Annotated in this window: 13 protein-coding genes; 7 read left to right on the top strand and 6 right to left on the bottom strand. The window is 45.3% G+C overall.

Going from position 1 to position 14,223, the window contains the following annotated elements:
• Positions 1–6 precede the first annotated feature (6 nt).
• Positions 7–312 carry a hypothetical protein gene (locus WBA89_RS04195; protein WP_424404275.1) on the bottom strand — a complete coding sequence of 102 codons (306 nt, stop codon included), beginning with the start codon at positions 310–312 and terminating at the stop codon, positions 7–9.
• Between the two features lie 584 nt (positions 313–896).
• Entirely contained in the window at positions 897–1,550 is a 654-nt protein-coding gene (gene msrA / locus WBA89_RS04190; RefSeq protein ID WP_424404276.1) for a peptide-methionine (S)-S-oxide reductase MsrA, read from the bottom strand.
• 320 nt (positions 1,551–1,870) lie between these two features.
• On the opposite strand from msrA, the gene WBA89_RS04185 reads away from it, so the two are divergent.
• On the top strand, positions 1,871–2,005 hold the full coding sequence (locus WBA89_RS04185) for a hypothetical protein (protein WP_424404274.1): 135 nt from the start codon (positions 1,871–1,873) through the stop codon (positions 2,003–2,005).
• Between the two features lie 144 nt (positions 2,006–2,149).
• Here WBA89_RS04185 and WBA89_RS04180 read toward each other — a convergent pair whose 3' ends face one another.
• Both WBA89_RS04180 and WBA89_RS04175 read right to left on the bottom strand, forming a co-directional pair.
• Entirely contained in the window at positions 2,150–3,064 is a 915-nt protein-coding gene (locus tag WBA89_RS04180; RefSeq protein ID WP_424404273.1) for a DUF6999 family protein, read from the bottom strand.
• Positions 3,064–4,932 (bottom strand): 3-oxoacyl-[acyl-carrier-protein] synthase III C-terminal domain-containing protein, encoded by a 1,869-nt coding sequence (locus tag WBA89_RS04175; RefSeq protein ID WP_424404272.1) that lies wholly within the window; start codon positions 4,930–4,932, stop codon positions 3,064–3,066. Before WBA89_RS04175 ends, WBA89_RS04180 begins: the two co-directional genes overlap by 1 nt.
• 554 nt (positions 4,933–5,486) lie before the next feature.
• Here WBA89_RS04175 and WBA89_RS04170 point away from each other — a divergent pair.
• On the top strand, positions 5,487–6,506 hold the full coding sequence (locus WBA89_RS04170) for a hypothetical protein (protein WP_424404271.1): 1,020 nt from the start codon (positions 5,487–5,489) through the stop codon (positions 6,504–6,506).
• Between the two features lie 166 nt (positions 6,507–6,672).
• Here WBA89_RS04170 and serS read toward each other — a convergent pair whose 3' ends face one another.
• A complete protein-coding gene (serS, locus tag WBA89_RS04165; protein ID WP_424404270.1) occupies positions 6,673–7,953 on the bottom strand; it encodes a serine--tRNA ligase in 1,281 nt (426 codons plus the stop codon).
• Positions 7,954–8,387: 434 nt separating this feature from the next.
• On the opposite strand from serS, the gene WBA89_RS04160 reads away from it, so the two are divergent.
• Together WBA89_RS04160 and WBA89_RS04155 are read left to right on the top strand one after the other, a co-directional pair.
• A complete protein-coding gene (locus WBA89_RS04160; RefSeq protein ID WP_424404269.1) occupies positions 8,388–9,611 on the top strand; it encodes a glycosyltransferase family 4 protein in 1,224 nt (407 codons plus the stop codon).
• Between the two features lie 106 nt (positions 9,612–9,717).
• Positions 9,718–10,098, top strand: coding sequence for a hypothetical protein (locus WBA89_RS04155; RefSeq protein ID WP_424404268.1), 381 nt, complete (start codon positions 9,718–9,720; stop codon positions 10,096–10,098).
• Between the two features lie 274 nt (positions 10,099–10,372).
• On the opposite strand, the gene WBA89_RS04150 is transcribed toward WBA89_RS04155, so the two are convergent.
• Positions 10,373–10,621 (bottom strand): chlororespiratory reduction protein 7, encoded by a 249-nt coding sequence (locus tag WBA89_RS04150; RefSeq protein ID WP_424404267.1) that lies wholly within the window; start codon positions 10,619–10,621, stop codon positions 10,373–10,375.
• Between the two features lie 289 nt (positions 10,622–10,910).
• Between WBA89_RS04150 and sir the strand changes: the two genes are divergently transcribed.
• From sir to WBA89_RS04135, 3 genes are all read left to right on the top strand, one after another.
• Positions 10,911–12,896 carry a sulfite reductase, ferredoxin dependent gene (gene sir / locus WBA89_RS04145; protein ID WP_424404266.1) on the top strand — a complete coding sequence of 662 codons (1,986 nt, stop codon included), beginning with the start codon at positions 10,911–10,913 and terminating at the stop codon, positions 12,894–12,896.
• A 251-nt stretch (positions 12,897–13,147) separates the two neighbouring features.
• Complete coding sequence (locus WBA89_RS04140; RefSeq protein ID WP_424404265.1) at positions 13,148–13,981, top strand: 16S rRNA (uracil(1498)-N(3))-methyltransferase; 834 nt, start codon at positions 13,148–13,150, stop codon at positions 13,979–13,981.
• Positions 13,982–14,040: 59 nt separating this feature from the next.
• On the top strand, positions 14,041–14,223 hold a 183-nt coding region (locus tag WBA89_RS04135), incomplete at its 3' end, for a hypothetical protein (RefSeq protein WP_424404264.1).

Raw genomic sequence — 14,223 nt, 5'->3', positions numbered from 1 at the left:
GATAGCTTACCTCAAAGGTCGATCGCGCTTGGACCAGAGCATTCGCCCAAAACCCAGCAATCCCAAAAGTTGCCGAACCTGTTGCAGTTGCAATTCCAGTTGTTGATAGCGCCGTCGCAGTTGGCGCGCACCTTCCTGCCTTTTAGCCAAGAAATCCGGTGAAATGCCGAGGAGATTGCTGCTGCAGCGATCGATTGCTGCGATCCGAATTTCCAAACGCGCGATCGTCCGTCTGATTTTCCACACTCTTGTAGCGATATAAAAACACACCACAGATATCATTAAATTGATAATTACAACAGCCGTCAGCATTTCTCACCTGTTTTCAACTACTAATATATTCCGCGTTTTGTGGCAGAAGATCGGGCGGTTGAAACCGCGTCTACACAAACAAAACCCGGATGGTGCGCGGGTTGAAGAACGGCGGTTAAAATTACGTTATTTTATTACTCGTTACCAGGCTCCAGCCTGGTAACGCAGATAGGCGAGGCTCTGCCTCCATTTTCCCAAGCGAGGCAGAGCCTCTAAATATGGGTTCCCAGGCTGGAGCCTGGGAACCAGTTAATTAGTGTCAAATCAAGTCTGAAGCCTGAGAAATCTTGCTTTTATCTGAGGCCCGATCCCCCTAAATCCCCCTTAAGAAGGGGGACTTTGAGGGAGCATCTCATTTTCGCAAAAAGCATTTTTTTTTACAATGCGAGCGGGGACGCTCGCGACAGCACTACAAATGCACAACTGAGATGCACCCGACTTCGATCGCTTCCTGTCCCCCCCTTCTTAAGGGGGGTTAGGGGGGATCGGGTTTTAGTCGCCCAACAGAAATCTGTGACTACATTTGACATTAAATTGACACCAACGAACATGATTATGTCCCTATCCATCAGGCGCGTAAAATTTCAAGCCTGAGACATAGCAGGCAAACAAACCTTAGTACCGCCCAAACCGCAATAACCGTTCGGGTTTTTAGCAAGATATTGCTGGTGATAGCTTTCTGCGTAATAAAACTCAGGAGCCTCCAGAATTTCCGTGGTAATCTTGCCGTAACCTTCCGCCGTCAGAGCTTGCTGGTAAGCATCGCGCGAAGCTTCAGCTAGCTGCTTTTGACGGGCTGAATAGGTGTAAATTCCCGATCGGTATTGAGTACCCGAATCATTACCCTGCTTCATTCCTTGAGTCGGATTGTGACTTTCCCAAAAAACTTTAAGCAGCGTTTCGTAACTAACTACCTTCGGATCGAACACAACCAAAACAACTTCATTGTGTCCCGTCATCCCGCTGCAAACTTCGTTATAAGTAGGATTCGGAGTAATCCCCGCCGCGTAGCCCGCAGCAGTCGAAAAAACTCCATTTTGCTGCCAAAATTTCCGTTCCGCGCCCCAAAAACAGCCCAAACCAAACATGGCAGTTTCCATGCCGTTTGGAAAGGGAGGTTTGAGCGGATTGCCGTTAACAAAGTGAGCTGCCGGTACCGATATCTGCTCTGCCCGTCCCGGCAATGCCTCTTGGGGAGAGGGCAGGCTCGACTTTTTGCCAAATCCAAATAGCACCATAAATTTGTGAGGAGAATCTCTGATAAACGTCTTTACCTTACTTAATAATATCAGATATTCACTGAAAATAGTGGTGTTCTTCAACTTAGAAGGTAAAAGCCACGATGCCGAAGTGTTTTTCGGAAACTTTTTGGTGATGCTGCTCACAGAAAACACAGTTGTCAATCACATTTTGCCGTGCTATATATCACCAAAAAATACCTAAAATATCACCTAATGTTGAGGTATAAATCACGCAAATTTCCGGCGAAATCACCGATTATTAAATTATGGGTTTGTAGTAGAAGCTACTCAAGACAATTTATAGAGAGTGTTGAGAAATGAAAGTTAAATCTTGCAGTGAATCTTTAAAATCTAATCCGTTTATTACTTACCGCGATCCGATTACAGGAAAATGGATTGTGGTAAATCAGAATTTGCCGCCCGCAATCCAGCAATCACAGCTAGCAGCGTAATTGGGAAAAAGATTCGGGTTTTAGCCTCATTTATCTTTCTTAAAACATTTTTGTTTTTTCCCACCGATTTACTTAGATTGTGCGCCATCAAATATTATTTGCAAAACTAGCTCGTACTGGTATTTAGGGCGATTTAATTAAAGTTTATTTCATCTCTTTTCGCAGTTCCAAATACCGATAGAGATATTCAGAAATTATCCCGTGCAAAAACAAGTCGCGCGCCGCATTAAACGGACTGTTTGGCGCTAGCGGATGGCGGTTGACAATGACATGATTCCAGTCGCAATTTTCCGTAATTTCGCTGACGTAGACTCCAAAGTTTTCATCTAACTGAAGCGACATCACTGCTCGCGCAAATTCGTCGCTCGTCAAACACAGAGAATAAAACACTTTAAACAATTCGATCGCAGATTCTAAATCCAGAATCCTCAGCCACCTGAGTCTTTCAAAATCAATTGCAACTTCCACAGGTTGAATGCTATCATAATTTATTCCCCGTTTTTTGACAACCTGCAACCAGTTGGGATTTGTCAGCATAGCCTGGTTGTAATCCCAGACAAAGTTATACAGAATTAAGTCGTGTTCGAGAAAGGCATTCTCAGCTAAATCGCTAACTGTGCGCGGATAAAGTTTTGATTTTTCAATCTGGGTGTCCGGGCCGTTATCAATCAAGAAGTTGATAATGTTGGAACCGATGTTTATGTGCCGCACAATTAAATAACAAGCTTCGGGCGAGACAAAGTTATTTAGGAAAAATGCGGCGGATTTGTGCATTAAAGTGTAAGCGCGAAATTGAAATGGCAACAGGCGCTTTGTTGTCATAATTACCGCCAGCAACAAGTTAGCAATTACTTTAATCGGGATGAGCAAATAACTGCGAGTCCAGTTTTGCAAATCCTGCATCATGTATGCTTTTGCAACTAAATCGACGGGAATTGACCGATCGCAAAACAGGACATCCCAAACATTCGGATCGCGGCGGTTGTAGGGTTTCGTAGCATAAGGGATTTTCCGCTCATCCGGGAGATTTTCCGTATCTTGTTTTTGCAGCTTTTGCATTAGCGTATTTCCTCCAATTGCAGCAAATATAAACGAGCAGTAACGCGGGCAGTTTTGACAATGCGGTGGGCGATATCATCCGTCATCCATTCGGCATTAATTAAATTTTCCAGTTTGGCTAAATGCGACTCGTCATTCGCTCCGTGATAAGCTAAAAACGATACTTGTTCGTCTTGCAAACCGAGAGTTTCCTTAATTTCTTTTGCCCACTTTAGGGCTAACCTGTTTCCCAATCCTTCGATTATAAACATACTACCAATTAAATCGACCGGATTTTCCCGCGATGCTTGGTGGAAGATAAAAGCTGACAGGGCTTCGCTGCCAATATTCTTATCATATTCCACAATTTTTGACAACTCTCCACCGACAGAAACATAATTTTTTTCTAGCATTTGATAGTCGCGGTGTTCGTCTTGGGCGTGGCCGATAAAAGTCGATCGCAGGCGGAAGTCAGTCATGTTAGAAGCAGCGCGCGCAATCCAGCGAGCACCCTCGACAACTTGCGGGCGGAGATTGCACAGCAATGCTTGATAGTCTTCTATTGTAAACTCTCCCCGGTACAATTTGCGGACAATGGGAACAGAACGAATTTCGCGATCGAACTTCAGCCAAATCCAGGCTAACTCCCGCAACAAATAAGCTTGCGGAGATTGGGGCTGTTGCGCTTTAACACTTTCGGGAGGCGAAGCTTCGGGAACATCAACGGATTTAGACATTTGAGAAATCATAGGTTTCTTGGTATTTTCCACAGCAGTTAACATCATGTAAGCTGTTGTAAAGCGGCCGCTTTCCGGTACGAAACAAAAGATTTTTTGTCCCGGCTGCAATTTGCCAGCATTGAACAATTCTTCTAACATTAAATAAATCGAGGCGCAGCCTGTATTTCCCCTGTTGTACAAGTTGGTAAACCATTTTTCTTCAGGAATCATGCAGCCTGCTTGTTCCAGAAGTTCCACAATTTGTCCCCGGAAAAAGTGAGAGGAATAGTGGCACAGCAGCCAGTCGATTTCCTGCGGAAAAACTTTTCCTGCTTTAATCAATCTCAGCCAACCTTCAACGCCTAATTTCATTACATTGTCGAGCAAGCGAATATTTTGCCGCAAGTCAAAAGCTCCGGCTGCGGCTGCATCGAGGTAGGAGGAATAATCTAACCAGCTTTTTGTTGCTGTTTCGTTTGCTAATCCTGAATACATACAAACTGGATAGGCGTTGGCGTGGGAAATTAATTCAATCCATTCTATTTTTAAGCTAATTCCTGTCGCATTGGGATGGTTTTGCAGCAAAAATGCTCCGGCACCGTCTGATAGCATCCAGCGCAGAAATTCTGTATCGAAAGGTAGGGGTTTTCCGGCTTTTACTGATGTTTCTGCTTCAAATTTGGTGTTTTTGAACAGGCGCGAGGGAAATTCGGAGGCGACGGCGATTGCTGTTTGTTTTTTGCCGAGTTCGAGTTGAGATGCGGCGTAGTTTAAGGCGGTAATTCCGGCACAGCAAACTCCTTGAGTGGAAACTATTTCTAGGGGAGATAATTCGGAAAGTTCGCCGTGTACTGTGCTGGCAAATCCCGGTACTAATAAGTCTGGTAAAGTGGTGGCGCAGGCTAGTAAGTCGATCGCCCCCGGTTCCAAATTTGCAAGGGCGATCGCATCCCGGACGGCAAAAGCTGCCATTTGGCTGTTAGAATACAGTGTTTGCTGCTGTTTGTCGATCGCGTAATAGCGCTGTTTAATCCCGTTGCTGTTAAGAATGCGCTGTCTGACTCGCGAAGGGCGATCGGCAATTTTGCCCAAATACTCCTCCATCTCGTCATTATTAATTGGTTTTCCCGGCAAAAACTTTCCAATCCGATTGATATAAGCACTGTACATGGTGTAAACCTCTAAAAATCCGAAGTTAGTCTGGCTGAAGATTAGTGCTTCGATCCCCTCTAGGGCGTGTTGTAAAACCCGGAGATCCCCCCTTAGCTTGCCCCCTACTCCCCCTTAAAAAGGGGGGAACCGGAGTATTCAAAGTCCCCCTTCTTAAGGGGGATTTAGGGGGATCGAGACTTGGATGCAAACGAGAGAAATAAAGGGTTTTAGTCTTAAGTAGACACCAATGACATTGCCGTCTACTTACCCGCAACTTTTAAGAAATGGTATAAAATTAATTGTGCTTTGGGAAGCGGCGAACTTGCAAGGATCAACCAGTTATATTGTAGAGTTGGGCGAAATCAGACAAGTTGAGCAACAGTAGCAAGAAGTAATGTGAAGCGGGGTGAAGTTTTTTGTAAAATTGAGCCAATATGTAATACCATTTTTCTAAAGATGTGGTACTACCCCCCCCACTCCCCCCCTTACTAAGGGGGGGTTGGGGGGGTAATGTCTAGCGCTACTTTATGAAATTGGTATAACTAAAGTTCCTTCGCTGCTTCCCGACTAAAATGGATATTGCTTCACTAGATGCTTGGTATTCTCAATCACAGCGCCGCGCGGCTGTTTCGCTGTTGATGAAACGAGTAGGCGTAACTCGCACTAGGGCTGAATGTTTTATACGGCTTTGGATTTATCTATCAGTCAAACAGCTTCAGGAAAGCCAGCCCAGCCTCAAACCGCCGCTGGTTAAACTGGAATTGCTAGCAACAGAAGTGCAGTGCACTCACCGGGAAGCAGCAGAACTATTTTACTCCGATTCCGATCGCGGGAGCGATCGCGCCGCCGGCATGATGTTAGACAAATTAGCAGCACTGGGATTGATCGCAAAACACTTTGACGGTAACGCTACAGCAATTCAAATTCAACCAGTTTCCGAAATTTTAGATCCCGCGCCGCCGGAAAATTCAGTCAAACTCAAACTAGATAATTTTAATCCTCGGTGCGATGCAATTCCCGTTGCAAATTTACTAGCAACCAATTACAACTGGATGAATCGCAGCACTAACGCAGTTCCCTACCAAATTGCTAAAATTCTCCGAATTTTGGCAGGCAAATATCTAAAAGGAATGGGAGTTTTGCGCCGCTGCGACAATCTGAATCCTGTCGGTTTTTATTTACTTTATCCCACCGCAGCCGAATCGGAAGTTAATTTTTTTAACGCACCCAGTAAAAGCCTGCATTTAAGTTCGGTTGCTGCTGAAATCGATCCTTTTATCATGGCGCTTCCGGGAGATGAAAATTGCCAGTCAATATTTGTCCGCAGTTGGATGATCGAGCCGCAATATTTAGAAGAATACCGCGTTATTTTTCTCGAACACATCCAGCAAGTTTTAGTAGAAATGAAACAAGATTTTCCCAATCTTTGCGATTTGCACACGCTAATCATTCACCCGATGTACGAAAAAATGAGTTTTGCTTTGGGGTTTCAAAAGACTAACAGTGATGCTCAACTATCACTTTATTGGATGTATTTAGCGTTGGATAGATTTTTAGCGCTGGATATTAAGGAAGCGCTAAAAAATTTGTAAGTCAGAAACCCCGTTTGAGTCGGCGGTTAAAACCGCGTCTACACAAACAATGTCCGCCTCCGCGGACTCAAGAAAATCGCGTAATTTCAACGGCCCTGTCTTCAACCCGCGCACCATCCGGGTTTTGTTCCTATAAACGCGGTTTTAACCGCCCCGTCTTCGTAGTTTACAAAACCTCGCGATTGAGATAAGGTTGCAGCACTTCCGGCACTTTTACCGTCCCGTCCGGCTGCTGGTAATTCTCCAAAATTGCAGCCATTGTTCGGCCCACAGCTAAACCGGAACCGTTGAGGGCGTGCACGAATTGAGTGCCTTTTTTCCCCGCTTCTTTAAAGCGAATGTTAGCCCGCCGCGCCTGAAAATCTGCGACGTTGGAACAACTGGAAATCTCGCGGTATTTGCCGGCATTCGGCAGCCACACCTCTAAATCGTAGGTTTTTGCTGCTGCGAAACCCAAGTCGCCGGTACAAAGCTCGATCGTCCGATAAGGCAATTTCAGCGCCTGCAAAACTCCCTCAGCATCCTGCACGAGCTTTTCGTGTTCTGCCTCGGAGGTGCTAGGATGCACCAGTTTCACCAATTCTACTTTATTAAATTGGTGCAACCGAATTAATCCCCGCGTATCTTTGCCGTAACTGCCAGCTTCTCGGCGAAAGCAAGGAGTGAAAGAACAGTGATAAATTGGCAACTGTTCCGCTGTCAATACTTCACCTCTGTACAAATTTACCACCGGAACTTCGGAAGTAGGAATTAACCACAAATCGTCTCGATCGCACTTGAAACTTTCTTCGGCAAATTTCGGCAATTGACCCGTAGCAGTCAGGGATTCTGAGTTGACTAAAAATGGGGGAATTACTTCTATATAACCAGCTTTAGTGTGGCGGTCTAGCATGAATTGAATAATCGATCTTTCCAGGGCTGCACCAGCTCCAATTAAGGTAATAAATCGAGGGGCTGCGATTTTTACTGCCCGTTCAAAGTTAATGATTCCTAGTTTTTCGCCAATTTCCCAGTGCGGCAAAATATCGGGATTTTGGGAAATGTATTCGTCTCCCCAGCGCCGAATTTCGATGTTTTCTTCTTCGTTTTTGCCCAAGGGGGTTGATTTACCCGGCAAGTTGGGCAAGGGTAGCAATAGAACTTCTATTTGAGCTTTGAGGTCTTTTTCCTGTGCTTGCAATTCGTTCGACTGCGCGCCGACTTCGTTGCCTTCTGCTTGCAAAGTCTGAATTTCGGGGGATTCGAGGGGTAAACCCGATTTTCTTTTTTGGCCGATGAGTTTGGCTATTTCGTTGCTGCGGGCTTGCAGTTGCGATCGCTTGCCTTCCAACTCCCGCTGCTGTTTGTCTAGTTGTAAAATCGGCTCGATTTCATAGTTGCCTCCTCTAGTGTTGAGGCTTTCTTCTACGGCTTGCGGGTTTTCTCGGATTAATTTGAGGTCTAGCACAGATTTTTTCTAAATTTTCAATTTTATGAGGATTTGCGATCGGAAACCCGATTTCGTGGAAAATATTGGCTTTGGCAAGCATAAATCTACGAATTCACAGGCTTTTTGAGGATTCTTGCGTCTGTCTTATCTTAGGTTAACAGGGACTATATCCTCAGACATACAAGCTTTGGCAATCATTTAGCACCTCAACGATAACTTATTCTCATTGAAAAATTTGCTTGGTGTCACCCATGATGGGTGACACCCCACAAAATGATGCTATAGTAAGCACATTAGTAGATGCACCCTGATAATTTTCTCCCCTAACCAGCGATGGTGAGGGGCTTTTTGTTTTGGGGATCGCAGGAAAGCCGAGACGGGGTTATTGACACGGCCGATGTAAGCACCGGTGCGTCGCTGTAAGATTGTCGATATTTAGCTAAAGATTTTTCATGGCGACGCACCCTACGACTTCTGGTATTCAACCCGCGTCGGCGGGTTTTGTTTGTATAGACGCGGTTTCAACCGCCCAGTCTTCTTACCTATTCTGTTTCCTAGAAATATTTTCCAGCGAAGGCGGCATTCAATCCTACGCCCGAGACATCCTGAAAGCTTACCTGTCACTAACCGCAGCCAACAACTTTCCGCCACAAGCAGAAGTTTTGCTATTGCGAGATTCTCCAGATTGCCCAAATCCCTTCGAGTCAAAAAATCTCAAATTCTCTTACCTAAAAACTCATCTCGTTTGGCTTGGTCGTCTTAAGTTTGCCGCAAAATTGCTAACTTGTTTGCTGCAAAAACGACCGGAACGGGTTTTTTGCGGTCACATCAAACTCGCACCGCTAATTCAAATTCTGTGCCAACCCTTGGGAATTCCCTACACAATTTTAACTTACGGCAAGGAAGTTTGGGAACGGCTGCCACCAAAATATCAAACAGCAATGAGAGACGCTGACAGCATTTGGACGATTAGCAGGTACACGCGCAATCGCACTTGTGAACTTAACAATTTAAATCCTGACAAATTCCAAATAGTGCCTTGTACTGTAGATGAAAATATATTTACGACTGGGCCTAAACCTGTGCATTTATTACAAAAATACGAGCTGGTTGGTGCTAAAATATTAATAACTGTGGCTAGATTGCGATCGCACGATAGTTACAAAGGAGTCGATGTCACAATTCAAGCTTTGCCGGAAATTGCCAAAAGTTTTCCCAATGTGAAATACTTAGTTATTGGACGCGGGGACGATCGCCCGAGATTAGCTAAACTCGCCGCCGATTTGGGAGTAGCCCAAAGAGTAATATTTGCGGGTTTTGTACCGACACAAAATTTAGCAGAACATTACCAGTTGGCCGATGCTTATGTAATGCCCTCCCAGGAAGGCTTCGGTATAGCTTATTTGGAAGCTTTAGCTTGCGGAGTACCGGTGCTGGCGGGGGACGCGGACGGTTCGGCAGATCCGCTGCAAGATGGTAAACTGGGATGGCGAGTTCCTCACCGAGATTCGGCAGCAGTAGCGGTTGCTTGTGTAGAAATTTTGCGAGGAGAGGATCGAAGGTGCGATCGCCCTTGGTTGAGGGAACAAACCCTGGCAAGATATAGTTTTCAATCGCTTTGTCAATCTTTACAAGGGATTTTTCAACCCTCTGACTCCGATCGACTTATGCTGTAGAGAGCGGTTTTGGCCTGTACAAGGGGAAAATTAGCTCGATCGACCGCGTGAATTTCTCAGTAGGATAGAGTTATGCCTACCCGCAAAGACACCAAAGGAGACCACCGTGAACCAAGGCACCCCCAAAATATCTTTAAATCTACCCCGTGTTAGCAATTGGCTGATACTGCTGGGCATCGCCTGCGTGTTGGGATCAATTGGTTTGGGTTGGATAGTTAAATCAGTATTGATTGTAGTAGGTTTCTTGCTGCTGACACCTGTAGTCGCATTTTTCGCACTTCAGTGGTGGCTGAAACGCAATTTAATTGAAGACAGTTGTCCAGTTTGTCAGTACGAATTTACAGCTTTAAATCAAACTCAGTTTCAGTGTGCCAACTGCGGCGAACCTTTGAAAATAGAGGAAGGTCATTTTAGCCGCTTGACACCGCCCGGTACGATCGATGTTACCGCAGTTGAAGTCTCATCAGTACAACAGTTGGAAGAATAGTTAGTTGTTATTGGTTATTGGTTATTGGTTAGTTGTTATTGGTTAGTTGTTATTGGTTATTGGTTAGTTGTTATTGGTTATTGGTTATTGGTTATTGGTGTTATTGGTTGTTATAACTAACAAATAACAACTAAGAGGGCGGGCACGGGGGCACAGCCCCTACCAACTAACAAATAACAAATAACAACTAACAAATAACAAATAACAACTAACAAATAACAAATAACAAATAACAAATAACAAATAACAAATAACAAATAACAAATAACCAAAATTACTTTTCCAAGCGCACAGCGTACCACTGCAAAAACTTTCCGGGGCCGACATCTAATTCACAATAAGTATCAATTAAATACTTAGCTTGTTTTTCCACCGAAGATAATTTGAGCAAATCCTGTGGCAAATCTTCGTGTTCCCCCGCTAAAACCGCTTTCAGCTTTTCTAATAATTCCGCCGCCGTCACAAACTGCTCCGGCTGGTTTGTTTCTAACACCACAAAGGTGTCTTCGTCATACAGTGACATAATTTCAAAGGTTGAGGTTAATTATTTCTAAAGTTTCGTCAAGTTAAGCGATCGAAAGTATACACTCTGAATTAGCATTTTTCAGCACCCGTTCGATCGTGTTACAATTGAACAACTTCAGAATTCCTACCGGATTACCGTTATTAACTTAGTTGTTCACCGAGTTGTCAACAGATCCGACCAGGCAGCATTTCTGAGGATATTTGTCAAGTGCAAATTTGTCAAATGTCAAATTGTCCAGAAATATTCGATCGGCTGTATCTAAATTATAACTACCACTATACATTCCATGATCGCATCTTCCACTTCAACCCCCGTGGCGCGCAAGCCCTCAAAATCAGAAGGTCTCAAAGAACGCAGCAACTATTTGCGAGAACCCGTTGCGAGTGAACTGTTAGAAGAGACAACCCACTTCACCGAAGAAGGGCTTCAGATTCTAAAATTTCACGGTTCGTACCAGCAAGACAACCGCGACAATCGAGTTAAAGGACAAGAAAAAGACTATCAGTTCATGCTCCGCACCCGCAATCCCGGCGGGTTCGTGCCGCCGCAGCTATATCTTACCTTAGACAAGCTATCCGAAGAATACGGCAACCACACGCTCCGCGTCACAACGCGCCAAGGTTTCCAACTGCACGGCGTGTTGAAGAAAAATCTTAAAGCAGTGTTTTCCTCAATTATAAAAAATATGGGGTCAACCTTGGGAGCTTGCGGCGACTTGAACCGCAACGTCATGGCACCGCCAGCACCGTACAAAAATCGCCCAGAATACGAGTATGCGCTGAAATACGCCAACAATGTTGCCGATTTGCTGACACCGCAAACGGGAGGTTATTACGAAATTTGGCTGGATGGGGAAAAAGCTATTAGTGCTGAAGAAGACCCTGCGGTGAAAGCTGCCAGACAGTCAAACGGCAATGGCACAACATTTCACGACAAAGAAGAACCGATTTACGGCAGCCATTATATGCCGCGCAAGTTCAAGTGTTCTGTTACCGTACCGGGAGACAATTCGGTTGATTTGTACTCTCAAGATTTGAGCTTGGTAGTAATTACCAATGAAGCTGGCGAATTGCAAGGTTTTGATGTGTATGCCGGCGGCGGTTTGGGACGCACTCACAATAAAGAAGAAACTTTTGCGCGGCTTGCTGATGAGATTTGCTATGTTGCCAAGGATGATGTTTACGATTTGGTCAAGGCAATTGTAGCAACGCAAAGAGATTTTGGCGATCGCACAGACAGACGGCACGCGCGACTGAAATATCTGATTAACGACAAAGGCGTACAGTGGTTTCGGGCAAAAGTAGCCGAATATTTTGGCAAGCCGCTAGAAGCATTTAAACCCCTGCCTGATTGGAAGTATTTGGATTTCTTGGGCTGGCAGGAACAAGGCGACGGCAAGCTGTTTGTCGGCATTTCCGTAGACAACGGCCGAATTAAGGACGAAGGTTCGTTTCAGCTAAAAACGGCTTTGCGGGAAATCGTGCAGAAGTACAATGTGCCGATGTTGGTGACACCGCACCAAAACGTTTTGATTTACGATATTTCGCCGGATTTCAAACAGGAAATTCAGGGAATACTCGATCGCTGTGGCATTCAGCGAGAAACGGCCATCGACCCCATAGTACGGTATGCGATGGCCTGTCCGGCCATGCCGACGTGCGGGCTGGCGATTACCGAGTCCGAGCGCGTGATGCCGAGCATTTTAGAGCGAATTCGGGCACTTTTGACCAAAGTTGGTTTAGAAGACGAGCATTTTGTGGTGCGGATGACCGGTTGCCCCAACGGATGCGCCCGCCCTTATTTAGCAGAATTGGCGTTTGTCGGGAGTGCGCCGGAATCCTACCAGATTTGGCTGGGAGGTTCTCCCGACCAAACGCGGCTGGCACAACCAATTGAGCAAAAGCTGCACGTCAATGATTTTGAAGCTTTTCTGGAGCCAATTTTTGTTTATTTTAAGCAAAAACGGCAATTGAGCGAGAGTTTTGGCAATTTTTGCGATCGCGTTGGGTTAGAATCTATCCGTCAATTTGTAACCAATCACCAATCTGCTGACTCGATGACAACTGAGATAAATGATTTAGATGTTACGTCTAGTAACGCCGAAGAAAATGAGACTGCTACTGCTGGCGGCAAAGTCCGCCGTCGAATTAGCGTCCGCGATGAAATCTACAACGAGCTCAAGGAAGAAGCAGCCCGTCAGGGCAAGCCGATTACACAGCTAGCGACAGAGGCGATTTCCACTTATCTGAAAAAGATTAAGGAGGAAGGATAAGCCGATTTACCATTGTCAATTTTCCATCGCATCAAATAGAGTTTAGGCAAAAGTAACATAAGGGCAGAGCATTTGCAGAAAAAACTTAGATTTTTAACATAAATCTGGTTGTAAATGCTTTGCCTTGATTGTTTCCGAGCCGTTAAAACCCCGCCTACCTATCCCTCTCACGGTCTCTTCCTCTGCGTTCTCTGCGCTCTCTGCGGTTAAAGAAAAAAAATCTAATAGAAAAACGAATAATCTAAAATTTAATGCCTCAATTACAAAGATTAGCAGTTGCTGCAGCCCAAATTTCTGCTAACCAAATCGATTTAACTAAGGAACAACAGCATTATTTAAATCGGGTGCTGCGGCTGCAAGCGGGCGATCGATTTATCGCGATGGACGGCCGCGGACATTGGTGGTCAGCAATTCTAGCAGCCACGGAAACCGGGTTATTTGCCTCCATAACAGAGGAGATTGCCGCGAACCGGGAGCTTCCGGTGACAGTAACTTTGATGGCAGCATTGCCCAAGGGAAACGGCTTTGATGAGGTTGTCAGGCAGGCGACGGAGTTGGGTGTGGCTAGTATTGTGCCGGTGACGAGCGATCGAACTTTGCTCAAACCTAGTTCTCAAAAGGTCGATCGTTGGAGAAGGATTGCAGCAGAGGCCGCAGAACAGTCGGAACGTCAAATTGTCCCAGAAATTTTAGAGCCTGTTTCCTTTGATTTGGCTGTGAAAAATTGCCGTGAAAAACATCGATTTATTTGTGTGGCTCGCGGGGAAAATCGCCATTTGTGGGACTGCGCGAGCGGTTTAGAACCCGCCCAGCCCCCCTTGCTAAGGGGGGAGCAAGAAACGGAGGAACCCCCCCAGCCCCCCTTGCTAAGGGGGGAGCAAGAAACGGAGGAATTATCGATCGCGATTGCGGTTGGCCCGGAGGGTGGGTGGACTGATGGTGAAGTGGAAAGGGCGATCGAATTTGGTTTTGAGCCTGTTTCTTTGGGTAATAGAATTTTGAGGGCGGTAACAGCGCCGATGGTGGCTTTATCTTTGGTGGGAGCCGCTTTTGAAAAATGCCAATCCCCAAAAATATTTCCCTGAGCTGCTAGATATCCTAAACAAAGCTAAAATGTCAATAAGTCGTTGGGCATAAAAGTAAAATGTTAAAATCAGTAAAGGGTATATATCGAGACGGCAAAGTTGTGTTATTAGAAACTCCTGGCGACTTGACAGAAGGGAAAGTTATTGTTACTTTTCTCGCCGAATCAGGATTAGTAGAACTACAATCTCGCGGTATCGATCGCGAGCAAGCAGGAGATTTACGCATCAGGTTGATCAGATTT

This window comes from Microcoleus sp. (assembly GCF_049646505.1).
Classification (GTDB): domain Bacteria; phylum Cyanobacteriota; class Cyanobacteriia; order Cyanobacteriales; family Microcoleaceae; genus Microcoleus.
This window is presented reverse-complemented; position numbering and strand designations above follow the sequence as displayed.